This is a genomic window from Blautia sp. KLE_1732_HM_1032 (genome assembly GCF_025147905.1).
Taxonomy (GTDB): Bacteria; Bacillota; Clostridia; order Lachnospirales; family Lachnospiraceae; genus Blautia_A; species Blautia_A fusiformis.
The window spans coordinates 764,574-790,017 of sequence record NZ_CP102266.1 but is presented as its reverse complement, the minus strand read 5'-3'; the positions used below and the strand labels follow the sequence as shown (position 1 = coordinate 790,017).

At 46.0% G+C, this 25,444-nt stretch carries 23 protein-coding genes; 3 read left to right on the top strand and 20 right to left on the bottom strand.

Going from position 1 to position 25,444, the window contains the following annotated elements:
* Positions 1-116: 116 nt before the first annotated feature.
* From uvrA to NQ489_RS03915, 7 genes are all read right to left on the bottom strand, one after another.
* Complete coding sequence (gene uvrA / locus NQ489_RS03945) at positions 117-2,966, bottom strand: excinuclease ABC subunit UvrA (RefSeq protein WP_021651887.1); 2,850 nt, start codon at positions 2,964-2,966, stop codon at positions 117-119.
* Between the two features lie 153 nt (positions 2,967-3,119).
* Positions 3,120-4,256, bottom strand: a complete 1,137-nt coding sequence (gene hemW / locus NQ489_RS03940) for a radical SAM family heme chaperone HemW (protein WP_021651886.1) — start codon at positions 4,254-4,256, stop codon at positions 3,120-3,122.
* A complete protein-coding gene (locus tag NQ489_RS03935; protein WP_021651885.1) occupies positions 4,246-4,632 on the bottom strand; it encodes a hypothetical protein in 387 nt (128 codons plus the stop codon). Before NQ489_RS03935 ends, hemW begins: the two co-directional genes overlap by 11 nt.
* Before the next feature lie 11 nt (positions 4,633-4,643).
* On the bottom strand, positions 4,644-6,452 hold the full coding sequence (lepA, locus tag NQ489_RS03930) for a translation elongation factor 4 (RefSeq protein WP_021651884.1): 1,809 nt from the start codon (positions 6,450-6,452) through the stop codon (positions 4,644-4,646).
* Positions 6,453-6,534: 82 nt separating this feature from the next.
* Complete coding sequence (locus NQ489_RS03925) at positions 6,535-7,896, bottom strand: stage II sporulation protein P (protein WP_021651883.1); 1,362 nt, start codon at positions 7,894-7,896, stop codon at positions 6,535-6,537.
* Between the two features lie 23 nt (positions 7,897-7,919).
* Entirely contained in the window at positions 7,920-8,849 is a 930-nt protein-coding gene (gene gpr / locus NQ489_RS03920) for a GPR endopeptidase (protein WP_021651882.1), read from the bottom strand.
* 4 nt (positions 8,850-8,853) lie between these two features.
* A complete protein-coding gene (locus NQ489_RS03915) occupies positions 8,854-9,072 on the bottom strand; it encodes a hypothetical protein (RefSeq protein WP_044961700.1) in 219 nt (72 codons plus the stop codon).
* A 70-nt stretch (positions 9,073-9,142) separates the two neighbouring features.
* On the opposite strand from NQ489_RS03915, the gene rpsT reads away from it, so the two are divergent.
* Both rpsT and NQ489_RS03905 read left to right on the top strand, forming a co-directional pair.
* Positions 9,143-9,406: a 30S ribosomal protein S20 gene (gene rpsT / locus NQ489_RS03910; RefSeq protein WP_022426951.1), complete on the top strand. Its 264-nt coding sequence runs from the start codon at positions 9,143-9,145 to the stop codon at positions 9,404-9,406.
* 113 nt (positions 9,407-9,519) lie between these two features.
* Positions 9,520-10,092 carry a M48 family metallopeptidase gene (locus tag NQ489_RS03905; RefSeq protein WP_198013393.1) on the top strand — a complete coding sequence of 191 codons (573 nt, stop codon included), beginning with the start codon at positions 9,520-9,522 and terminating at the stop codon, positions 10,090-10,092.
* 3 nt (positions 10,093-10,095) lie between these two features.
* Here NQ489_RS03905 and holA read toward each other — a convergent pair whose 3' ends face one another.
* A complete protein-coding gene (holA, locus tag NQ489_RS03900; protein WP_022426949.1) occupies positions 10,096-11,091 on the bottom strand; it encodes a DNA polymerase III subunit delta in 996 nt (331 codons plus the stop codon).
* A gap of 171 nt (positions 11,092-11,262) precedes the next feature.
* On the opposite strand from holA, the gene NQ489_RS03895 reads away from it, so the two are divergent.
* Positions 11,263-11,670: a DUF6465 family protein gene (locus tag NQ489_RS03895; protein ID WP_021651876.1), complete on the top strand. Its 408-nt coding sequence runs from the start codon at positions 11,263-11,265 to the stop codon at positions 11,668-11,670.
* 126 nt (positions 11,671-11,796) lie between these two features.
* Here NQ489_RS03895 and glpK read toward each other — a convergent pair whose 3' ends face one another.
* The 12 genes from glpK to NQ489_RS03835 all read right to left on the bottom strand — a co-directional run bounded on the left by glpK (position 11,797) and on the right by NQ489_RS03835 (position 25,258).
* Positions 11,797-13,296 carry a glycerol kinase GlpK gene (gene glpK / locus NQ489_RS03890; protein ID WP_021651875.1) on the bottom strand — a complete coding sequence of 500 codons (1,500 nt, stop codon included), beginning with the start codon at positions 13,294-13,296 and terminating at the stop codon, positions 11,797-11,799.
* Between the two features lie 51 nt (positions 13,297-13,347).
* The gene (locus tag NQ489_RS03885; protein ID WP_015527444.1) at positions 13,348-13,923 is read right to left on the bottom strand and encodes a glycerol-3-phosphate responsive antiterminator; all 576 of its coding nucleotides are present in this window, start codon (positions 13,921-13,923) and stop codon (positions 13,348-13,350) included.
* Between the two features lie 213 nt (positions 13,924-14,136).
* Entirely contained in the window at positions 14,137-15,255 is a 1,119-nt protein-coding gene (locus NQ489_RS03880) for an Ldh family oxidoreductase (protein WP_015527445.1), read from the bottom strand.
* A 141-nt stretch (positions 15,256-15,396) separates the two neighbouring features.
* Positions 15,397-16,128: a glycerophosphodiester phosphodiesterase gene (locus tag NQ489_RS03875; protein WP_021976755.1), complete on the bottom strand. Its 732-nt coding sequence runs from the start codon at positions 16,126-16,128 to the stop codon at positions 15,397-15,399.
* A 298-nt stretch (positions 16,129-16,426) separates the two neighbouring features.
* Entirely contained in the window at positions 16,427-16,798 is a 372-nt protein-coding gene (locus tag NQ489_RS03870; RefSeq protein ID WP_044961717.1) for a DUF1667 domain-containing protein, read from the bottom strand.
* 5 nt (positions 16,799-16,803) lie between these two features.
* Complete coding sequence (locus NQ489_RS03865) at positions 16,804-18,090, bottom strand: NAD(P)/FAD-dependent oxidoreductase (RefSeq protein ID WP_044961715.1); 1,287 nt, start codon at positions 18,088-18,090, stop codon at positions 16,804-16,806.
* 7 nt (positions 18,091-18,097) lie between these two features.
* The gene (locus NQ489_RS03860) at positions 18,098-19,555 is read right to left on the bottom strand and encodes an NAD(P)/FAD-dependent oxidoreductase (protein WP_021651870.1); all 1,458 of its coding nucleotides are present in this window, start codon (positions 19,553-19,555) and stop codon (positions 18,098-18,100) included.
* Between the two features lie 465 nt (positions 19,556-20,020).
* Entirely contained in the window at positions 20,021-20,737 is a 717-nt protein-coding gene (locus tag NQ489_RS03855) for an MgtC/SapB family protein (RefSeq protein WP_022426944.1), read from the bottom strand.
* Between the two features lie 288 nt (positions 20,738-21,025).
* A complete protein-coding gene (locus tag NQ489_RS03850; RefSeq protein ID WP_021651866.1) occupies positions 21,026-22,348 on the bottom strand; it encodes an ABC transporter substrate-binding protein in 1,323 nt (440 codons plus the stop codon).
* Positions 22,349-22,437: 89 nt separating this feature from the next.
* Positions 22,438-23,256: a carbohydrate ABC transporter permease gene (locus NQ489_RS03845; RefSeq protein WP_021651865.1), complete on the bottom strand. Its 819-nt coding sequence runs from the start codon at positions 23,254-23,256 to the stop codon at positions 22,438-22,440.
* Positions 23,256-24,122: a carbohydrate ABC transporter permease gene (locus NQ489_RS03840; protein ID WP_021651864.1), complete on the bottom strand. Its 867-nt coding sequence runs from the start codon at positions 24,120-24,122 to the stop codon at positions 23,256-23,258. The genes NQ489_RS03845 and NQ489_RS03840 overlap by 1 nt, the downstream gene beginning before the upstream one ends.
* 671 nt (positions 24,123-24,793) lie before the next feature.
* Positions 24,794-25,258 carry a DUF1700 domain-containing protein gene (locus NQ489_RS03835; protein WP_021651862.1) on the bottom strand — a complete coding sequence of 155 codons (465 nt, stop codon included), beginning with the start codon at positions 25,256-25,258 and terminating at the stop codon, positions 24,794-24,796.
* Between the last annotated feature and the right edge of the window lie 186 nt (positions 25,259-25,444).

Below are 25,444 nucleotides of genomic sequence, written 5' to 3'. Positions count from 1 at the left end.
GTCATACACATTCATATGCTGACGCATTTCTGACTTATTCTGTTCCGGTCTGTGCCGAAACGTTCCCGCACTTCATTATATACAAAACCACAGAAATTGAAAAGAACTTTTACCGGTTATTTCTGTTCCAGATATTTTTTCACATATTTACCGGTGTAGGAAACCGGATTCTCTGCTACTTCCTCCGGAGTTCCTCTGGCAATTACCGTTCCGCCTCTGTCACCGCCTTCCGGTCCGATATCAATAATATGATCCGCCGTCTTGATCACATCCAGATTGTGCTCAATGACCACAACGGTGTTTCCTCCTTCAGACAGACGGCGCAGGATTTCGATCAGTTTGTGGACATCCGCAAAGTGCAGTCCTGTGGTAGGCTCATCCAGGATATAGATCGTCTTTCCGGTACTGCGCTTGCTGAGTTCTGTGGCAAGCTTGATACGCTGTGCTTCTCCTCCAGAAAGAGTGGTGGAGGGCTGACCCAGGCGGATATAGGAAAGCCCTACATCATACAGGGTCTCGATCTTTCTCCGGATCGACGGTACATTCTCAAAAAATGTCAGTGCTTCTTCCACAGTCATATTCAATACATCATAAATGCTCTTGCCCTTATACTTCACTTCCAAAGTCTCACGATTGTAGCGTTTGCCCTTGCAGACTTCGCAAGGCACATATACATCCGGAAGAAAATGCATCTCGATCTTGATGATTCCGTCACCGCTGCAGGCCTCGCACCGTCCGCCCTTGACATTAAAACTGAAACGGCCTTTCTTGTAGCCCTTTGCCTTGGCATCTGCGGTGGCTGCAAAAAGATCACGGATCTGGTCAAAAACTCCGGTATATGTGGCAGGATTGGAACGGGGAGTTCTTCCGATCGGGGACTGGTCGATATTGATCACCTTATCCAGCTGATCGATACCCAGGATGTCATCATGTTTCCCGGGGATCACTCTGGCACGGTTCAGGTCTCTAGCAAGTCTCTTGTACAAGATTTCATTGATCAGAGAGCTCTTACCGGAGCCGGAAACACCTGTGATACAGGTCATCACTCCCAGAGGAATATCTACGTCGATATGCTTCAGGTTGTTCTCTGCCGCACCCTTTATATGAAGAAATCCGGTTGGTTCCTTCCTCACTTCCGGTACCGGGATCTTCAGCCTTCCGCTTAAATAAGCTCCTGTCACAGACTGCTCATTTTTCATCAGATCCTCAGCTGTCCCCATTGCGACCAGTTGTCCGCCATGTTCTCCGGCTCCGGGGCCGATATCGATGACACAGTCTGCCGCACGCATGGTATCTTCATCATGCTCCACCACGATCAGACTGTTGCCAAGATCACGGAGACGCATCAGTGCCCCCAGAAGCTTGTCATTATCTCTCTGGTGAAGCCCGATACTCGGCTCATCCAGGATATATGCAACCCCCACAAGCCCGGATCCGATCTGTGTGGCAAGACGGATCCTCTGAGCCTCTCCGCCGGAAAGGGTTCCGGTAGCTCTTCCAAGTGAAAGATACTCCAGGCCAACCTCTGCCAGAAATCCAACCCTGGCACGGATTTCCTTCAGGATCTGCCTTCCAATAAGCTCCTGCTGCTTTGAAAGCTTCAGATCGCGGAGAAAGCCCTGCAGCTTCTGTACCGGCATATTGGTCACTTCATAAATATTCTTATCCGCCACGGTCACTGCCAGGGACTCTTTCTTCAGCCTCTGTCCCTTACATGTGGTACAAGGAGTAATCCGCATAAAACTCTCGTATTCCTGCTTCATAGTCTCGGAACCGGTTTCACGGTATCTCTGCTCCACATTGCGGATCAGTCCCGGGAACGCCACATCGTAAACGCCCTCTCCCCGCTGTCCTTTATAATAAACCTTCACAGAATGACCGCCGGTACCATGGATGAGGATATCCTGGACCTTCTTCGGATACTCGCAGAAAGGTGTATCCAGAGAAAATTCATATTCCCTTGCCAGGGCATCCAGGATCGCTCTGGAAAAGCTTCCCTGCGTGGTACAGGACTGCCATCCGAGAACAGCGATAGCCCCTTCATTGATACTCCGTTTCTTATCCGGGATCATCAGATCGATATCAAATTCCATCTTATATCCAAGACCCAGACACTGGGGGCAAGCACCAAACGGATTATTAAAGGAAAAACTCCTGGGTTCGATCTCATCAATGCTGATGCCGCAATCTGGACAGGAAAAACTCTGACTGAAATTCAGAAGCTTCCCGTCCATAGTGTCTACTACCAGCAGACCATCCGACAGATCCAGCACGGTTTCAATGGAATCGGAAAGACGCTTCTCTATTCCCGGTTTCACAATAAGTCGATCCACAACGATCTCAATGTTATGTTTGATATTCTTATCCAGCTTGATCTCCTCAGAAAGCTCATAGAGATTTCCGTCGATCTGCACTCTCACATATCCGCTTCTTCTGGCCTGATCCAGAAGTTTAACATGGGTTCCCTTGCGGCCCCGCACTACCGGTGCAAGAAGCTGGATCTTCTGGCGTTCCGGAAGCGTCATGATCTGATCCACCATCTGATCTACCGTCTGTTTGCGGATTTCCCTTCCACATTTGGGACAGTGCGGGATTCCCACACGGGCATACAGAAGTCGGAAATAATCGTAGATCTCCGTTACCGTACCCACTGTAGAACGGGGATTCCGGTTCGTTGACTTCTGATCAATGGAGATTGCCGGCGGAAGGCCCTCGATACTCTCCACATCCGGTTTCTCCATCTGTCCCAGGAACTGCCTCGCATAGGAAGAAAGTGACTCCATATAACGTCTCTGTCCCTCTGCATAAATGGTATCAAATGCAAGAGATGACTTACCAGAGCCACTGAGTCCGGTAAGTACCACAAACTGGTCTCTGGGAATATCGACGCTAAGATTCTTAAGATTATTCTCATTGGCTCCGCGTATCCTGATAAAACGCTTCTTATCGTTTGCTTCTGCTGACATGAAAGCCTCCTACTCTGTCCGGTCATAAAAAATACTCCGGTATTCTTCTCAACAGCAGAATCTACCTCTCTTATTCCGCTGTAAAACTTCTGATTTTTTATCAGTATACTGCCAGAACATCCGTTCGTCAAGGTGAAAAAATCGACAAATTTTCTACAACAGAAAATCCGCCATCACTCCATTGCTCACATGGATTCCCTTTCTCGAAAGATATATCCTGTCTCCTTTTTGTTTCAGCATTCCGATCTCCAGATGTTTTTTCAGGACCTCTCCGTAAACGTTTTCCATATTTTTTCCGAAATATTCCGCAAACGCTTCCATTGAAACGCCCTCTGTCATCCGAAGCCCCAGAAACATAAACTCAGCCATCTCATCTGCCTCTGTAAGGCTTTCCATATTCTGGCGGATCTTATCCGGAAACGCACTGTTTCCAATATATTCCTTCATATCCGCAGTATTGGAAAAACGCATATGATCCAGAAGTGAAGACGCCCCAAGTCCCAGTCCCAGATAATCGATCCTCTGCCAGTATCCCTTATTATGACGGCATTCCCGTCCACCTTTCGCATAATTGGAGATCTCGTACTGATGAAACCCATATTCCGCCAGAATCCCTGCCGTATTCTCATACATACGGTACTCCGTATCCTCATCCGGCAATTTCAGCTTTCTCTCCCCGAAAGGAGTGCCTTCCTCAATGATCAGACTGTAGGCGGAAATATGTTCCGGCGAAAGCCCTGCCACCGTGCGGAGATTTTTTTCCCAGTCTGCATAGGTCTGTTCCGGAATGGCACTCATCAGATCGATATTGATGTTGGAAAAGCCTGCATCCCTTGCCATAAAAAAGCTCTCCTGAAACTCTTCCCACGTATGGATCCTTCCAAGGATCTTTAATTCCCGATTCTGCGGGGACTGAAGCCCCAGACTCAGCCGGTTGATCCCGTGTTCCAGATATATTTGAAGTTTTTCTTTATATAAAGTCCCCGGATTTGCTTCGATGGTGATCTCAGCATCCGGGGCCACAAAAAACTTATTTCTGATCTGATCCAGCATCTCTCCAACAAGAGACGGATCAGGCACGGAAGGTGTTCCTCCGCCGATAAAAACTGTAGTGATCTCCCTGTCCGAAAAATCCGGAACAGCAGCAATCTCCCTTTCCAGAGCCTGGAAATATTCACGCTGCCTCTCTTTTCCGGCAGGTCCGGAAAGGAAATCACAGTAATCACATTTTTTCACACAAAACGGAACATGGATATAGAGCTCCAGCGGTTTTTTCGCCTCATTCTCCATCCATAGCTCCTTCCTCTCCACCACTACCTGATGTATCATTATCCTCATCAGAGCTTGTATCTTCACCGGCACTATCCGCATTATCCGTGCTTCCATCCGAAGCAGCCGGTGTCGGTGTCACGCCATCGATCCCCAGTGCCTCACTGCCGTTTTCTGCCAGGTACTCATTGACCATTGTCAGATTTCCATTGCTCGTCACTGCATCCGGATCTACGGTTTTCGGATCAGGAGTGGCAGTTGGTTCCGGCGCTGTACTGATTTTGATCACACTTTCCTCTTCTGCATTTTTCTTCTTTGAACCACATCCGGTAAGCAGAGCTCCTGTTATAGCCAGAAGTCCTGCTGCCAGAAACAGTTTTTTTATATTTTTTTTCAAAAAGTCATCTCCTATTTATCATCCAGCTTCAGGACACTCATAAATGCCTTCTGCGGGATCTCCACGTTACCTACCTGACGCATACGTTTCTTACCTTCCTTCTGTTTTTCCAGAAGCTTCTTCTTACGGGAGATATCTCCACCGTAACACTTGGCAAGTACGTCTTTACGCATGGCTCTTACCGTCTCTCTGGCAATGACCTTGCTTCCGATAGCTGCCTGGATTGGAATCTCAAAGAGCTGTCTCGGGATCTCGTCTTTCAGCTTCTCACACATCTTTCTTCCACGCTCGTAAGCAGTATCTGCATGCACGATAAAGGAAAGAGCATCCACTTCTTCTTTATTCACAAGGATATCCAGCTTTACAAGCTCACTTCTCTCATATCCGTCCAGTTCGTAATCCAGGGATGCATAACCTCTGGAACGTGATTTCAGTGCATCAAAGAAATCATAAATGATCTCGTTCAGCGGCAGTCTGTATTTCAGGAGTGCACGGGTTTCTTCCATATATTCCATGCCTTCATACTGACCACGTCTCTCCTGGCAGAGATCCATGATCGCACCAATGAACTCTGTGGTTACCATGATCTCCGCCTTCACCATAGGCTCTTCCATGTATTCGATCTCTGAAGGATCCGGAAGGTTGGTGGGATTGGTCAGCTCGATGATCTCACCATTGGTTTTATAGACCTTATAGATAACACTCGGTGCTGTAGTTACAAGATCCAGGTTATACTCTCTCTCCAGACGCTCCTGGATGATCTCCAGATGAAGAAGTCCCAGGAAGCCGCAGCGGAAACCAAATCCAAGGGCGACCGATGTCTCCGGTTCATAATAAAGGGAAGCATCGTTGAGCTGAAGCTTCTCCAGCGCGTCACGGAGATCGCCGTACTTGGCACCATCTGCCGGATAAAGGCCACAATAAACCATAGGGTTTACCTTCTTATATCCCGGAAGTGCCTCTGCACAGGGGTTGTCCGCATCCGTTACCGTATCACCCACGCGGGTATCACGGACATTCTTGATGCTGGCTGTGATATATCCGACCATACCTGCTGTCAGCTCGTCACACGGGATAAACTGACCCGCTCCAAAATATCCAACCTCCACAACCTCCGTGGTGAATCCGGTCGCCATCATATGGATCCTCGTGCCCTTTTTCACACGTCCGTCCTTCACTCTGCAAAATACGATAACACCCTTATAAGGGTCATAAACAGAGTCGAAGATCAGAGCCTTCAGAGGTGCATCCACATCCCCCGCCGGCGCCGGGACCTTATTGACGATCTGCTCCAGGACCTGGTCTACATTCAGTCCTGTTTTTGCGGAGATCTGCGGTGCATCCTGCGCTTCAATTCCGATCACATCCTCGATCTCATTGATAACACGCTCCGGATCCGCACTTGGAAGGTCGATCTTGTTGATCACCGGAACCACATCCAGATCATGGTCCAGTGCCATATATACATTGGCAAGTGTCTGAGCTTCGATTCCCTGTGCTGCATCCACAACAAGGATCGCTCCGTCACAGGCAGCAAGGCTTCGGGAAACTTCATAGTTAAAGTCTACATGTCCCGGGGTATCGATCAGGTTAAAAATATACTCATTTCCGTCCTTGGCTTTGTATACAATACGAACCGCCTGGGATTTGATGGTGATCCCTCGTTCTCTCTCAAGGTCCATGTTATCCAGAACCTGGGCCTGCATTTCCCTCTCGGTAAGAAGTCCCGTCATCTCGATGATACGGTCCGCAAGTGTTGACTTGCCATGGTCGATATGTGCAATGATACAAAAATTCCGAATTTTACTCTGGTCTATCATTCAGGAAGTCCTCCTTAAATTTCTCTCGTATAAAGCGTTCAGAACGCATATTTTTCCATACTGCTCTTTATCATATCATATTTCAGCCTTCTTTGTCACTGCCTTTCAGAACTCTGTTTAAGATATCTGCAAATGGTTCCATGGCATTTCGGACTTCCTCCACGGTATTTGTCTGTGCTCCGGCCTCCAGAAGCAGGGCCCGTGGCTTAAGATGCAGATTATAGCGAAGACCTGCCAGATAGATCCCCCGGTAAAGATCGGGGTAATACTGTGCCGCCTGATATTCCAGCTGAAAGGAAAATGCCAGATTCTCTTCTATGTAAGGATTGGGCAGATAACTCACTGCCCCCTGACTGACTGTATAGCTTAATCCATTATAAAAAAGCAGCTGAGCAGTAGGTTTTCCATTCACCTGCGTTACCAGATGACGCTCATCCGGCACACCATCTCTGTGAAGGTCGATCACAACTTCAATGGTGGGATTTTCTTCCAGCACTTTTTCTATGGATGCCCTGGCATAATCATAAGCCTTGCTCCTGTCCAGTGTTCCTCCCATCATATCAAAGGCATCTGTTATATGAATGACCTGGTATCCATATGTTTTTTCCAGAAGTTCAGTAAGATGATCTCCCACTCCCACGATGGTGTCCTCAGTCTGTCCTTCCCTTGAATCTGCAAAAGCCTCCTGGGAATGGGTATGATAAATCAGGATCTGGGGTACCGATGAATCCTTTTTAACGGACAGATCCTCCTTCAGAAAACGGGGCGCACTGATCTGCTGCGCATTCGTTTCCGTATTGGAATCCAATATAAAAAACTGATTCATCACATAGTCAAAATCTGCCAGTTTCGCCTGAGACAAGTCAATCTGCGGATGTGGCAGTGCCACAGTCTCCTGTTCCTTCGCAGTATTTTCACCGGATTGGTTCTCCTCTGACGGAGGAGTCTCCGGTTCTGTGTTCCCCGGCTCCGTAGCTTCCTGTTCTGAACCTCCCGGCTCTGTAATTTCTGGCTCTGCAACTTCCTGTTCTGCATTTCCCTTAACAGTCTCCTTTTCATTTTTTTTGCCGTCAGGAGATTTTTTCTCTGCCTCTTCCGCTTCTTTCTTTTGAATTTCTTTTTTCTTTTGAAGCTCTTCTTTCTTCTGAAGGGCTTCTTTCTTCTCCACTTCTTCCGCCTCGGCCATCAACAGCGTCTCCTGCTCTTTTCGGTTCTCTGCTTCCACTTCTTCACCCAGATGCTCTGCGTTTTTTTCCTGCAAAAGCATCTCTGTTTCCCGGTCTCTGCCATTTTCCTTCTGCAGAGCTTTCTTTTCCAGAAAGCAATACAGCGGCAGCTGTCTGTAGATCTCACCATGCCTGAAAAAATCTCCCGGAAGGACAGCCACCACACCCAGGAAGATCAGGCTCAAAACCACGCAGAAAGCCCTCTGGATATTCGTCACCCACGATCACCTCTTATGGTATTTTATGACCTGTCCTCTTCGATTAGACTATCGGAAAAAGCCAGATTCAGTCCCTCGGAAATGGTAAAGCTTAAATATCGTACCGTTTCATCCACATCCTTTGGTGTTACAAACATGGTGTAAAGCTTCGGCGAGATCATTTCTTCCAGAAACTCCTTCTGCTCATCCTCCTCCAGTGCCTCCAGAAGCTCTGCCATGGAATCATGGACAATAGTAGCCGCATCCACCACAGTCGGAACACCGATCCCGATCACACGGACCGAAAGATTTTCTTCATTCAGGCCTTCCCTGTGATTCCCCACGCCGGAGCCCGGACTGATCCCGGTATCCGTGATCTGGATCGTCCGGTTAAGTCTTGTCGTACTTCTGGCCGCCAGCGCATCTACGGCAATCACCACATCCGGCTTTGTCTCCGAAACAACACCCCGAACAATTTCCAGAGTTTCCATTCCGGTCTGTGCCATCACACCCGGAACGATACCGCTGATCTGATGCATTTTCATATGTTCATTGCTCTTCAGCCCATATTCCCGGATCACATGCCTTGTCATATGAAGATTGGAAACTGCACGAGGGCCAAGAGAATCCGCAGTGATCTCCTGATTTCCAAGCCCTACCACCAAAATTGACAACTGACGTCCAAGATCGATCAGCTCCCTTAAATGATGTGCAACTTCTTCCGAGATCTCCCTGTGATAATCCTCATCCGGAACGGAAAGATCCGGTGCCTCAATGGTAATATAGGTTCCCTGCGGTTTTCCCATGGTCCTGGCTCCGTTTTCCGTTGTGATCCTCACAACTGTAGTACGCACCTCCTTTTCCTCATCGTATTTTTCCCTGATCTCTACTCCATGTACTTCTACATTTTCCTCCTGAAAGCGTTCCGTTGCTTCCAGTGCCAGGTCTGTTCTGATTCTGCTCCTTCCAGCCATACTCTCATCCTCTTTTTCTGTAAGATTGCAAAGACTTTTTCGCTGCTGCCTGCAGCTTTTCCGGTGTTTTCCCTTTTATTATTTCCCCTTTTTCCCATAAATATGTATCATTTCCCCTTTCCCACACAGCATCTGGTATTTTTTGCATATTTTTTTGGAATTTTTGCAAAAAACATCTTGACATTCCTGTGCACGTATAATAATATATATAAGCATGTTTCATAGGAGCGCCCGTGTCTGTTCCTGTGAATGTAATTTAATATTATATTTTTAAGGAATCGGAGGTGTACGAATTGGCTAACATTAAATCCGCAAAGAAGAGAATCTTAGTTAACAGCACTAAGGCTGCAAGAAACAAAGCAATCCGTTCTGCAGTTAAGACTTCCATCAAGAAAGTTGAGACAGCAGTTGAGAATAAGGATAAGGCAGCTGCAGAGGTTGCTCTTAAGGACGCAATCTCCACAATCAGCAAAGCTACATCCAAGGGCGTTTATCACAAAAATAACTGCGCCAGAAAGATTTCCCGTCTTTCCAAAGCTGTCAACAGCATTGCGTAATAGACCACGGAATATTTTAGTTATAAGCTTATAAGTAAAAGGAAAGACAGTCGAACCGTCAGCGACTGTCTTTTTTGTATATAGATTTCTGCATTGACCAAAAGGAGTTTTTTATGATATCCCATCCCTTTCCCTACCGCATTATCCGCAGCAGCCGGAAAACCCTGGCGATCCAGGTCAGCGTTTCCGGTCAGGTAACTGTCCGCGCTCCACACACAATGCCAGATTCCACCATCCATCGTTTTCTCTCACAGAAAGAAAGCTGGATCCTGGAGCATCTCTCACACGCTGCCACTGAGCCGGCACAGCCCCAGGCTGAAAACCCGCCTCTTTCGGAATTCCGCCGCGGTTATTATATGGAATCCGCCAGAAAAATATTCAAAAGAAAAGCCGCAGCCTACGCCAGAAAAATGGGCGTAACCTACGGCCGTATCACGATCCGGGAACAAAAAACCCGCTGGGGAAGCTGCACCAGCGAAGGAAACCTGAATTTCAACTGGCGGCTGATCTTCGCCCCGGAAAAAGTCCTGGATTATGTTGTAGTACACGAACTTTCCCATAGAAAAGAAATGAATCATTCCCCTGCCTTTTATGCAGTGGTGGCATCTGTGATGCCGGAGTATAAAGCCTGCGAAAAATGGCTCAGGGACAACGGAGCGACCCTGTGGCAGAACCCTTCTCCGTAAAACTCAGGCTCTCACTGCTCTCGCCGAGCTGTACTTCACGATCAGAAGCTCCACGCTGAGCACATCTCCAAGTGTACCTGTCTTTACCGCCTCTTCCGCATCCACAAAATCCCGCACAGCATTCTCCAGCTCTTCCACAGTGTAGGATCTGGCACAGGATGCCAGGTTCCGCACAACAAAAGAGGGTACTCCCAGTTTGGAAGCGATCTCGGTTTGAGAAAGACCCTCCTGTGACATTTTCTTGGTCAGGCAGATCTGACGAAACTGTTTCGCCAAAAGAAACAATATCCGCATCGGCGGTTCCCGAAGAGTCAGAAGGTCATAGTACAGATCCAGGGCCCGCTTCTGGTTCTTCTCCGTCACCGCACGCACCATATCAAAGATCTTATTGGTTGTCTGCGTGGTACAGACAGCCTGGATATCTGCAGCCGTCACAACATCTCTTCCGACCGTATAGGAGATCAGCTTTTCCAGCTCCATCCTTATATTTCCCATATCTGTTCCCGTCATGGTCAGCAGAAGCTCCACATCTCTCTGGGTGATCCTGCGTCCATTTTTTCCAAGGATTCCTGCTGCCCACCGCATAAGAGTCTTTTCATCCTGCTGTTTAAATTCCCCGATACTGCCGCAGGCTTTTACCGCCTTGTACATACGGCTTCTTTTATCTACCTCAGACTCGCAGAACACCAGATACAGATAATCAGGCAGAGCTTTCATATAATCTGCCAGTTCCTCACATTTGTTCTTAAAGAATCCCGTATCCTCAAGAAGGACTACTCTTCGCTCTGCAAAAAAGGGCATGGTATCACAAAGACTCAAAAGCTCCCGGACATCGATTCCCTTCCCCTCATATCTGGTAAAATTCATGGTATCATCGTCCGGGTTCAGAGCCTTCACCAGATTTCTTTTATATTGTTGTTTCAGATAGGCTTCCTCACCGTAAAGGAGATATGCCTGCTTAAATTTTCCTGTTTTGATATCTTCCTGAATATTCTTCAATCTCTGTACCCCTGTCTGATTTTCTCTGTAATCCAGTTTATACGACAACCGCCGGAAATGCAACACCCAAGCAAAAATTTGACTTTCCACCGGATTCATGGTACTGTAAACAGGTACATATTCCGACAGATCCATTCTGTCAGCGAGATATGCGGAAGGGAGTGTTCCATTATGGAAAAAAGAAGAAACAGCAGAACAAGCAACCTGAAGAGCGCAACCACCAAAGCCAAAGCTACCGTGAAATCAACTGTAGAAAAGATTGAAAAAACACCTGCAGCTGAAAAAACCGTTAAAGCAGTCAAAAAGGCAACAGAGACTGTAGCAGCCAAGGCACCAGAAGTAGTAGAAGAAGTTAAGAACACTGTAAAAAATCATAAGATCAGCGGCATCACACTTGAAATTTTTGAGACATCCATCACAGTTGCCGACCTTGAGGCAGCTGTTAAGAAAGATGCAGAAGCAAAAGGCCTGAAAGGCAAAGAGCTCCACATCTATGTAAATGCAGAAGAAAGAGCAGCTTACTACACTGCTGACGGAGAGGGTTCCGACGATTACAGGATCGATCTGGCCACTCTGTAAGCTCCGGCGGATCTGTTCCGCGATCGCTTACTATGCCGGTCTGTCTGTGACATTCCGGAAACGCAAAAAAGCCATGCACAGGACATTTTCATCCGGTCCCGCTGCATGACTTTTCTTTTTTATCTTTTACTGGATCTTTTTGATCCAGTCTCTGGAGCAGCCTACTGCAGCTCTCCAGCCTTTTACCATGGCATTTCGCTTCTCGTCATCGATCTCCGTGCGGAAAATACGTTCCACATCACGACTTTCCAGTACTGCCTCCTTGCTTTCCCAGAATCCCACAGCAAGACCTGCAAGATATGCGGCACCAAGAGCAGTTGTCTCAATACATTCCGGACGTTCTACAGCCACATTACTGATATTGGCCTGGATCTGCAGGAGAAGATTGTTTGCACTTGCTCCGCCGTCTACACGAAGAACTGCAAGGTCACTTCCTGCATCTTCCTTCATAACCTCCAGCACATCATTGACCTGATATGCAAGTGATTCCAAAGTCGCACGCACAATATGATACTTATTTACACCACGGGTCAATCCCACGATCGTGCCACGGGCATACTGATCCCAGTAAGGAGCTCCAAGTCCTGTAAATGCAGGCACGACGTAGCAGCCGTTTGCATCCGGTACCTTTCCCGCAAAATACTCGGTATCCGATGCGGAATCCACCAGATGAAGCTCATCACGAAGCCACTGGATCGCAGCACCAGCCACAAATACGGATCCCTCCAGAACATAAGTGATCTCTCCGTTAAGTCCCCATCCGATGGTTGTAACCAGCCCGTTATTGGAAAATACCGGTTTATCTCCTGCATTCATCAGAAGAAAGCCACCGGTTCCATATGTATTCTTGGTTTCACCTTTCTTAAAGCAGGCCTGCCCGAACAGCGCCGCCTGCTGGTCACCGGCAGCACCGGCTACCGGAATCCTTCCACCGAAAAAGGACGGATCTGTCTCACCATAAATCTCACTGGACTCTTTTACCTGCGGAAGCATGCATTTCGGAATGTCAAGCTCCTCCAGGATCTCATCATCCCACTCCAGTGTATTGATATTGAACATCATTGTTCTGGATGCATTGGAATAATCTGTTACATGAACAGCTCCCTTGGTCAGCTTCCAGATCAGCCAGGTCTCCACGGTACCAAACAGAAGCTCTCCCTTCTCTGCTCTTTCGCGGGCGCCCTCCACATTATCCAGGATCCATTTTACTTTGGTGGCAGAAAAATACGCATCGATAACAAGTCCTGTTTTCTGACGGAATTTTTCTTCCAGTCCCTTTGCTTTCAGGCTGTCGCAGTATTCTGAGGTTCTCCTGCACTGCCATACGATGGCATGATAAACCGGCTGTCCCGTATTCTTATCCCAGACAATAGTGGTCTCTCTCTGATTGGTGATACCGATCGCTGCAATATCCTCTGCCGTTGCCTCAATCTGGTTCATAGCCTCTCTGGCAACAGAAAGCTGTGTGGACCAGATCTCACCTGCATCATGCTCTACCCATCCCGGTTTCGGAAAATGCTGGATAAACTCCTTCTGCGCCACACTGCGGATCCTTCCACTTTCATCAAAAAGAATACAGCGGTTACTGGTCGTTCCGGAATCCAGCGCCATAACATATTTTGCCATATAAAAATCCTCCAATACATTTCTTGGCTGCGGCTCAATGCCTCTGCAGCCTCATAATTCCCATACCTTCTGATTTGTAGTGGAAACCGCTGCTGCCCCCGCACCCAGGGCTCCCATCACATCCTCCTTATCGGAGATCAAACCGCCTGCGATCACAGGCACCTTGCTTGTTTTACATATCTGTTTAAGAATCTTCGGCATCAGCCCCGGCAGAACCTCTACCACATCCGGCAGCTGCTCATGCTGATTTCCCAGATTCTCAATATTCTTGATCGCCATGGAATCAATAAGGAAAAAACGCAGAACTGTATACATTCCAAGCTTCTTCGCCCTGTTGATCATGGATGCTTTTGTTGAAATGATCCCATCTGCATGGATATTTTTACAAATATAATCCACAGAAACCTCTTTTGAGCTTAAACCTGTGATCAGGTCTATATGTGCCATCGCGATCTTCCCCGCCTGGTGGATCCGCTCCACAATTCCCCCAATAGAACGGATATCTCCATACAGGATAAAGATCACGGTAAGCTCCTCCCTGCCCAGACAGTTCTGAAGTCCCTGCTCATCCTTTACAGCCGCTATGATCGGGTTCGCCTCGATCGCGTCCAGAAATTCTTTGTTCATCTTCTCTCTTCCTCCGCAATGTTCACACAATATCATCCTATCTCCGCGCATTATTTGAAGATATTATTCTTATTGTATCAGTTTATTGCTTCAAAGACCAGACGCATTTGCCAAATATATCTGTTTTATTTCCGGCTGTATTACAATTCTCAGACAATCTTCTTCTCTGGTAAAAGAAGGGAAGCCCCTATGGACTTCCCTTCTGCAGATACATTATTTCTCAAACGGGAATTTGAACTGTGTAAGTCCGAATTCATCGCGAAGTCCGATAAACTCTTTCTGAACTGCCTCTGTCACCGGAACTCCCTTATCCTTACGATACATCCATACATCATATTCCTTCTCGCCTGCTGTGTAGATACGTTCCTGTCCAGGAGCCTTCTCGGAGCCTCTCAGGTCTCTCAGGATATCACCGCATGTTTTCTTGAATGCCTCTGCACCCATAAATGCCTCTGTGTCGATAGCAATAAAGAAATGTCCAAGATGATATGGACGGATCTTTCCTTCCTCATCCTTACCATCCAGAGCTTTCAGGAAGAGACCGGACTGAAGAGCAGCGGAAAGGATCTCAACAACAGTAGAGTATCCGTATCCCTTATATCCTCCGGTTGTCTCACCAAATCCACCGAGAGGAGCAAGTGCTGCCTGCTGGCTTCTGATCTTCTTAAGGATCTCTGCACTATCTGTAAGCTCCTCTCCTTCTCTGGAAATAACAAGACCCTTAGGAGTATCATGGTTGATACGTGCGTAGTATTCGATCTTGCCATTCTGGATAACAGATGTTGCACAGTCCAGTGTAAACGGGAACGGCTCATCTGTAGGCATACTAAATGTCAGTGGGTTGGTTCCAAGCATATTCTCAACACCAAATGTCGGTGCAACGGATGGTCTTGCGTTGGTACCACTGATACCGATCATATTCTCTTTTGCAGCGAGACCTGTCCAATATCCTGCGATTCCATAATGGGAAGAGTTACGGACTGCAACCATACCCATGCCGTATTTATGTGCTTTTTCAATACACATGTCCATAGCCTTCTTGCTGGCTACCATTCCCATACCATCGTTGGCATCGAGAACTGCAGTTGTTGGTGTCTCTTTAAGGATATCGATCTTTGTTACTGGATTTAAGATTCCGGATTTGATACGGTCGATATAGATCGGTTTAAAGCGGTTACAGCCATGGCTCTCGATTCCACGTCTGTCACTCTCCAGAAGTACATCAGCGCAAAGTCTTGCATCCTCCGTCGGAACTCCCATTTTCTCAAATACTGCAGTCATAAAATCATCTGCAAGCTGCCAGGAAATAAAAGGTCTTGTTTCTTTCTCCATTGTAAAAATCCTCCATATACATTATTATAGTTTTTTTATTTTGCTTATATAGATCTGCAGCAGGACCCCCTCCTGCCGGAGATTTCAAATTTATCCTGCCTCCTGTATGTACCTTACAGAAAGCGTCTTTGCATTACAGTTTCAATCCTCGTCTGCCACTGCTCTTCCTCTGTCCGGATAATTGGTGATGATGGAGTTTACTCCCCATTTCTTCATCCTTCTCATATCCTCTTCCTCGTTTACAGTCCAGACATTCACCCCGATCCCGTTCTGGGAACAGCTGCGTACATGTTCTTCCTTCAGGTATTCCAGATTCGGATGATAATACTGCACATCACAGGTTCTTGCATAAACCCCTGCATTATCCACGTATTTCTCTACCAGAAAACCTCCTGCAATAGTCTCATCACTCTGTCTGCACAATACAATGGATGCGTTATTGAAAGAGGAAAGAATGATCCGATCCTCCAGACCATATTCGCAGATCATATCAATGACCTTCTCTTCCATACCACCATAATAATAAACACTGTTCTTCAGCTCGATGTTTGTGATCAGATCTTCCTCCTCTGCCATCCACTCCAAATACTCTCTCAAAGTCGGAATCTGAAGCCTGCCGAATTTTCCGGCAAACTTATCCGGATAACTGCAATCCAGTTTACACAGCTCAGCATATGTAAGATCATAGATATACCCGTTTCCATCTGTGGTACGATCAACCTTCTCATCGTGCATGATCACCGGAACCAGATCCTTGGTCAGCTGCACATCAAGCTCGATCCCCTCGCAACCAGCCTCCACAGCCTTCTGAAACGCCAGCATTGTATTCTCCGGATATTCTCCGCTGAAACCACGATGTCCAAATACTTTCATTCTAATCATCCTCCATTCAATGCATTACATCGTTGTGAGCATTTTTGCTAATTCATATTTCTGATTATATCATAGCGTTTATTTATTTTCAACATTTTTTGTCTGTTTTTTTACGTTTTTTTGTTGCTTTTTAATTAATTATTCTTTTTCTTCTTATTATTTTTTGTGTATTTTGCATATTTTATTTCATGGCAAACAAAGCGATAAAACCGCCTTTTCAGGTTTATTTTATTCGCTTTGTCTGCCGGAGGGCTGACATATTATAAGCATACAGATTGCCATATATATCCTTTGCAGATCACTGTATGATCTGCTTCACATTTCCTGTAGCCACGATATCCACGCCTGTGCCTGCTACATTCTCCAGGATCACGTCCCCGATCTGAACCGGCGCTTCCACACATACATCCCGCAGCGTTTCCACACAGTCAAAAATCTTTCCTTTCGGAATATCCTGTGCTGTCTTTACTGACACCACCGGCATGCTTCCATTCTTCACACGCACGGTCGTTGTCACGATCCTGGTCGGATCTGTCACTTCCTTCACTGCATATTCCGCACCTTTTTTACAGGTATTTCCTGTGACGGAAATGATCTCTTTTCCATCCATTTCCACCAGAAGGGCGCATCCCATAGGACATCCGATACAAGTAAGATTCCTTTTTTCCATTTTCATCACTCCTCCACCTGGATCACAAGTTCATGTTTATCCTGTTTCTGTTTTCCTTCCAGAATGGAAAGAAGCTGCTCTTTTTTCAATTTGATCTGTTCCATCTCTCCGGGTGCTGCCACCTGTTTTTTTCTGGAAAAGATCCGTTCTCCATCCAGATATGCACGAATGTAACAATTTTTATATACATTTCCCACACGGAAGCGGACCAGCTGCTCCTCCGCCATATGACCGGTACGGATCTCAGACGGCACTGTATAGCGGACTCCGTTTTGGGGCGAAAGCGTGATCTTTATCTCTTCCGGTATTTTGTCCTCTCCATTGTTGTTTATATAGAGAGCCGCATTTCTTCCTGCATTGCCGGCTTCCTCCGAAACAAAATCCACCAGATCGTGAACATGAAGAACATTTCCGCAGGCAAAAATACCTTCTACATTTGTCTCCAGACTTTCGTTTACCACCGGTCCGGAAGTCACATTGCTCAGCTTCACACCTGCCTGTCCGGAAAGCTCATTCTCCGGGATCAGACCAACAGAAAGAAGAAGCGTATCGCATTCAAAAAATTCCTCTGTACCGGGAATCGGGCGTCTGTTTTCGTCTACCTCTGCAAGAGTGATTCCTTCCACACGTTCTTTTCCTTTTATGTCAACCACTGTATGGCTAAGCTTCAACGGGATACCAAAGTCATCCAGGCACTGCACGATATTTCGCTTCAGGCCTCCGGAATATGGCATCAGTTCTGCCACTGCCTTAACCTCTGCACCTTCCAGCGTCATACGTCTGGCCATGATCAGTCCGATATCACCGGATCCCAGGATCACTACTTTTTTTCCCGGCATAAATCCTTCCATATTTACAAGGCGCTGTGCTGTTCCTGCTGAATAAATGCCTGCCGGTCGATATCCCGGAATGTTCAGTGCACCTCGCGGTCTCTCTCTGCAGCCCATGGCAAGGATCACAGCTTTTGCCCGGATCTGATACATTCCCTCCTGGCGGCTCATGGCAGTGATCACCTTATCCTGGCTGATATCCATGACCATGGTGTTCAGCCGGTACTCGATCTGCTGCTCTTTTACCATCCGGATAAAACGTGCCGCATATTCCGGTCCTGTCAGCTCCTCCTGAAATGTATGAAGGCCAAATCCATTATGGATACACTGATTCAGGATCCCGCCCAGTTCCTTATCACGTTCCAGGATCAGGATACTCTCTGCTCCCTCTTTCTTTGCAGCCAGGGCTGCTGCCAGTCCTGCAGGGCCTCCGCCTATGATCACGATATCTCTCTTCACCATAATCTTATCATTCATGGTTCTCGCCCTCCTCTGCAATTTTCTTGTTGATTCCTTCGATCAGTCTGGAAGCTCCGCCTGTTTTTGTGATCTCCTCCATGGAAATGCCAAGCTCTCGGCTGAGGATTTCCATTGTTCTGGGAGAGCAGAAGCCTGACTGACATCTTCCCATTCCTGCTCTTGTACGACGTTTTACTCCGTCCAGGGATTTCGCTCCAAGCGGTCTTCGGATCGCATCCAGGATCTCTCCCTCAGAGATCATCTCACATCTGCAGATGATATTTCCATATTCCGGTGATCTTTTGATCAGCTCATTTCTTTCTTCCAGAGAAAGCTCTGACGGATCCAGGATCCCTTTTCTCACCGGATCAAAATCCGGATTTACTTCCGGATGTAATTTTTCTTTTACGATGTCAGCAACCATACAGCCAATGGCCGGTGAGCTGGTAAGTCCCGGGGATGCGATTCCTGCACAATCGATAAATCCGGGAGCATCCTCCACCTCTTCGATCACAAAATCCATACCGTCCTCGATAGCTCGAAGCCCTGCAAAGCTTGTGATCACCTTCCGCAGTGGAATATCCTTTACTGTTTTCCGGGATTTGGCACTTACTTCCTCCATCCCCTCTGATGTAGTCGCTGTTTCCTCCCGATCCTCCAGATCCGTAGCTGTAGGCCCGATCAGAAGATTACCGTGAACAGTCTGTGTTACCAGAACTCCTTTTCCGTTCTGATTTGGAAGTGCAAAGATCGTATGATTCACATGTGTTCCTGCACTTTTATCAAGAAGCATATACTCACCCTTACGAGGAGTGATATGCAGTTTTTTCTCACTTACCATATTATGAAAAACATCCGCATAGACACCGGCAGCATTGACGATACAGCCTGTCTCAAGATCACCCTTTGAGGTTTCCACAACAAAACCTTTTTCCTGTTTTCGGATGTTCTTTACTTCTGTGTCAAATTTAAATTCCACACCATTGTTATATGCATTCTCTGCCATTGCAATGTTCAGCTCAAAGGGACAGACAATTCCGGCTGTCGGTGCATACAGCGCTGCCAGCACCTGATCAGACAGATTCGGCTCCATGGCAAGTGCCTCTTCTCTGTCAAGGATCCTCAGTCCCTCTACTCCGTTTTTCAGTCCTCTTTCACGCAGCTTATGCAGCATGGCGATTCCATTCTCAGTCGTACAGACAGTCAGTGAACCAGTCTGTTTAAAAGGAAAATCCAGTTCCTTCGAAAGCTGTCCCATCATATTGCTGCCCTTCACATTCAGTTCCGCCATAAGGCTTCCCGGTTCTGCATCATAACCGGAATGAGCGATTCCGCTGTTTGCCTTGGAAGTTCCACAGCATACATCCTCTTCTCGCTCCAGAACGCAGATTTTCAGCCGATATCTTGAAAGCTCTCTCGCCGCTGCCGCTCCGGAAACTCCTGCTCCGATAATGATCACATCATACATAGATCTGTTTCTCCTTTCCTGTTTGCGGATCTTCTGAACTGTCCCCGGCTTTCTCTGCGCCGGAAACAGCAGAATATCCGTTGCAACACAAGCATTGCCGTCCGCAGGTATATATTCTGCGAGGAGTACTGCTTACGAACAGCAATCTTTCAAGTGAATATGCCATTATTTTTATGCCGTAACCCTTTGTAACCCTTGTAATCCTTTTGAAACATTAACATTTGCGCATAAAAATAGCCGGCATAAAAACACACTTATCCATGTGTCTTCATGCCGGTCTCTGTTCTCAATGGCATTCTCTGTATTCAGCAAGCTGAATCAGATTCCTTCTTCACTTTGTATTCATTGTATCAGACTATTCTTCATATTTCAAGTGCATTTTTCGTAAAATACATCGTTTTTTCTTTAACATGCTCTTAACTTTCTCAAAAACATGATAAGTTTCATTGTATTCCCGATTCCCGATCATATTTCCTCCACAGAAATAACTCCTTCCTGCTGTCTTACCTCACGAAATACAGTATGGCGTGCTTTCCATTTGGCAGCCTCCATTGTTGCCTGGATCACCACACTCTGTGTTTTGGATCTCTTTTTGATGATAACTACGTTGGAGATCATGATGTCCTCTTCCCGGAGCTTCTTTATGACCATACTCATCTTGTCTTCATTTTCAAACTCCATATATACGTCATAGGTATTGGAATGCTCTTCCACATAAACCTCTATATATTTCGCATATTTGAACACCAGAATAAGCCCCAGCGTGGTAAAGATCGCACCGCTGTAAAAGCCGATTCCCACAGCAAGTCCGATACACGCAGAAGTCCAAAGACTGGCTGCTGTTGTAAGACCGGATACATGTCTCTGTCCGGTCACAATGATAGTTCCCACTCCAAGAAAACCAATCCCGCTGACAACCTGTGCGCCAAGTCGTGCAGTATCTCCGATTCCTGCCCCATTAGAATATACATGGATAAAATCGCCCGTCATCATAACCAAAGTTGCCCCCATACAGACGATCATATGTGTTTTTACACCTGCCACACGCTTCTTCATTCCACGATCAATACCGATCAGACATCCAAGAAACATCGCAAGAATCAGCCGAAACAGCGTCGATCCCATATTTAAAGTGTGCAAATAATCCGATATTGCATTACATGCTCCGAGAATTCCGCCCATAAATTTGCTCCTTTCCTGTTGTAACATTATTTTCTGCCGGTGATAACGCCAATAGCGCATCACTTCATTTTGCCTTGCACGAACGCCGCAGGCCACACTCACTCCATTCGAAAGCTGTCTAGTCAGCCGGACTCACTCCGTCCGTCTCACTACGCAGTTTTTCATATGATCCTATACCCCGGATATACATGATCTGTAGTCTCACAGCATGTAAAACAGCAGGGATACCGGCGCCCAGCGGCGGTATCCCTATCTGTTGCTCTATCTACTGATCAGAGGGCATTCTGATTATTTAATAGACTCGTTATAGTTCTCGATCGCTTTGTTTACAGAAACTGCAAGCTGATCAACAGCGTCCTGAGTTGTAAGCTTGCCATCATATACCTGCGGCATGATCTCGTTGAATGTAAGACGGGCTTCTGTCTGTACACCTGAGAGAACACCTGCTGTATTGCAGTTTACAGGAGAATCCTTCAGCTGGTTGATAGCTGTCTCGAAGTTCGGGTTTTCTTTGAGGTAAGCCTTCATATCCTCTGTCTCATAAGCTTTCTCGTTGATCGCAAAGTATCCTGTACCCATGGACCATTTAGCCTGTACATCAGGAGTTGTGATGTACTCGATGAATTTCCATGCTGCATCTTCGTTAGCTTCGTTGCCTGTATCTGTAAGCCACAGGGATCCACCACCGATGATAACACCGCCTTCATCATTCTGCTCGATTCTCGGAAGATATCCTGTACCAACTTCGAACGGAGAAGAATCAACTGCATTTTTCAGGATAGCAGTAGACTCGATGATCATACCAACCTGTCCGGAGAAGAATGCTGTCTGAGTATCTGCTGTTGTTGTTCCGTAATCTTCGAAATATCCGGAATCATACAGCTTTTTCCACATATCAAATACTTTCAGGCCGCCGCCGTTGGAATCAAAATCAACAGCTGTAACTGCCTCTTTACGTCCATTGTCATTGTTTCCGTATGTTACACCAAGTCCTGCAAGCTGCTGCTCAAAGAACCATCCGTAAATAGCCTGTGAATAACCAACCGGAGCTGCTCCGCTCTCTACGATCTTCTTGGCATCCTCAAGAACCTCATCATAAGTTGTTGGCGGAGTTTCAGGATCAAGTCCTGCTGCCTCAAATACGTCTTTGTTGTAATACAGCATAGGTGTGGATACGTTAAATGGCATTGCATACTGCTTGCCGTCTACGGTATAGTAGCTGCTGATAACCTCCATAACAGAGCTCTTATCATAGCCTGTGCTCTCAAATTTGTCTTCTACAGGAATGACAGCACCACTGTCATACATGAACTTTGTTCCTACGTCATACATCTGGCAGACATCCGGAAGACCGGAGTCACTCTGCATAGCAGCTTTCAGTTTTGTGATGGTATCATCATAGGTTCCCTGATACTCAGCTTTAATCTCAATCTCATCCTGGGATGCGTTGAAATCATCCACGATCTGCTGAAGCACCTCACCGTTTGTGCCGCCCATTGCATGCCAGAATGTAAGTGTTGTTTTCTCAGCTGCACTTACTGAGCACGGAGCTGCCAGAGATGCAGCCATGATTCCTCCTAAAAGAATCGCCATCCATTTTTTGTTGTTCATATAGAAACCCTCCTTTTATAATGGTCCGACCCGCCCCAATACAGGTCGGACAAATTAACATTTTTGCTACTTGCTCTTATGTGATTGGATCAACCCTTAACAGCACCTGCTGTCAGACCACTGATCATCTGCTTCTGACCAATGATAAATACAAGGATCGACGGAATCAGGATAACCATAGCGCCAGCCATAACCGGTCGGAAGTCTGTTGCCTCAGCCCCCTGAAGCATACCAAGACCGATCTGAACCGTTCTCATATTTACACTGTCTGTTACAAGCAGTGGCCACAGATAGTAGTTCCAGCTCTGAAGGAATACATAGATGATCAGAGCACCCAGTGATGGTTTGATAAGCGGAACACCGATGGTATATAAGAACTTGAAATTTGTACATCCGTCAATCTCTGCCGCCTCATGGATCTCCTTCGGCAGTGTCAGGAATGCCTGACGCATGTTGAATACCGCAAAAGCTGCTGCTGCATTAGGAAGGATCAGCGCTGCGTATGTATTACGGATACCCCAGTCAGCAATAGTCAGGTAGTTTGCGATGATGATCGCCTGGCTCGGGATCATCATGGTTGCCAGCATAATATAGAACAGGACCTTTTTGCCTTTGAACTCCATCATTGCAAAAGCATATGCTGCAAGAGCACCTGTAACGACCTGAGCAAATGTGATAACACCGGATACGATCAGTGAGTTCTTAATGAAGGTAAAGAACGGTGCAAGCTGAAATGCTCTTGTGTAGTTCTCGATAGTCAGATGGGACGGCCAGAACTTTCCGCCGTAGATCTCCTTCAGATCCATCATACTAACATTGAAACAGTAGATAACAGGAACAATAATAATAATTGCAAAAATAATATTCAGCGCATACATCGCCACTTTTACATATGGTTTTTCTTTCATCAGTAGGTCACCTTCTTTTCCAGTCTAAACTGCAGTGCAGTCAGGATGATCAAAATAACAAACAGAATTACGGATTCTGAACAGGCCACACCGAAACGGCTGTTGATAAATGCCTCCTGGTAAATCTCATACACGATAACGTTGGTACTCTCTGCCGGTCCGCCCTGGGTCATCATCTTGAACTCTGCGTATGCCTGTACGGAGTTGATGACATTGATAATGAGAAGGAAGAACAGTGTCGGAGAGATTGACGGAATCGTTACATGGCGGTGCTTCTGGAAGAAATTCGCTCCATCCAGGGCAACGCTCTCATAAAGCTCAGCCGGTACACTCTGGATTGCTGCAGTAAGGTAAATGAAATTCATACCGATCGCCATCCATACACTAACGATCGTAACTGCGATCAGTGCATATTTCTTATCTGTCAGCCATCCGATATGAGTTCCGAGCGCCCTGTTCAGGATACCCAGAGAGCTGTGGAAAATAAACATGAACACTACAGATGCCGCTGCTGCGGAAATAGCCATCGGAAGTGCATATACAGTACGGAAAAATCCCTTTGCCCTGATTTTCTCTGTACTGATGATCGCCAGTATAAAACCGATCATAATAGAAAGGATAACTCGCATAACAGAGAATTTCAGTGTTGTCACCAAACTGTTAAGGAACGTTCCATCTGTAAAAATATTCGTATAGTTGTCAAGTCCTACATACTGTGCCACCTGACCAAGAGGTGTGGTTCTGGCAAAGCTCAGCTGGATCGTCTTAACGAACGGCCAGAATACAAACAGTATAAAAAGGATCATTACAGGAACCAGATAGAGATAAGGCTCCACTGTCCTGAAAAAAGATTTTTTACTTTTCATTGTATATCACCTGCTTTTCATAAATTTACGTACTACCGATCAGCTGCATCATCACGATATCTCTGTCCCCCTGACAGTGCTGATCATGTTGCTCATTACACATTCTGCTGAAAAACATTTCCGTTATATCTTCCAGCAATTACCCCAATACATTAAGCAAAACTCTCATTTACGTTCTGCTGTCAAAAATGCCCTCTCACTACCCTCCTTTGTATTTGCGTATTTGTTATCTTTACCAACTTTTTACCAAATAATAACATATTTCTTACATATAATCAACAGCTATTTCTCTATTTTTCAATATTTCTTTATTTATTTTATACAATTATCATTTAATAACAATTGTTTTTTTATCTATTTTATACAATTTACCGCACCCCAATAAGGCAATCCATTCTGATCACCTTCCATAAAAAACAGATAAAAAAATCGGCAGAAAATAACACATCCTTCGATGTATATCTTCTGCCGTTCTCTCTTCTCAATGGCATCATCTGTTTTTATACAAAACAGACACAATCTCAACTTGTTAATCCAGATTATACAGTAAAATCCACTATAAATCAAGACCAAACACATATTTTTTATGCAAATCTTATAAATACATTTTTCACAAGCAATCCATTTCATTACACGGAAATTGTCTTTAACTCACAGCTGTTGTGGAACAATTACACTTTTTTCTTCCTGTACCAGGATATTAAATACAAAACTATACCAAAAATTATCAAAAATGGAGCAACTGCCACCAAAACAGTTGTTAAAAGTATCACAATTAACGCTGCAATGGCGATCACGATCGCCTTCCCATACCATGTACTCAGATCCAGTTTAAAGCTTCTTGTCTTTCCGGCACTGCTCTCCGTCCCATTATCCGCATAATCATCTGCACCGTAGCTCTCTTCAGAATAACCGGACTCATCATAAACAGCTGCACTGTCATCTGTATCAATCAAAGTCTTGGCAATCAGCCTGGGATCCCCCAGTTCTGCCAGAACATCTGATTCACTTCGGCCGTTCCGGACCTGAGACTGAATGTAATCCTCATAATACCGCACATGAGCCGCAGCTCTCCCCTGGGTCATCTGTCCGGACAGCTGCCCCCGTAAAACCTCAAGAAACTCTCTTCTGCTCATAAATATGTCAAACCTTTCTTATGAAATATAATGAAAAAAACAAAACTCAAAACAACTCCAGAAACATCACCTTGAAAACTTCTGCAAATTCTTTTTTAATACTCTCTTAAAATTTTTCTCATTATACCATAACCCATAAATTTAAATCAGAAACAAATCATAAAATTTTGATTAAAAAATAAAAAA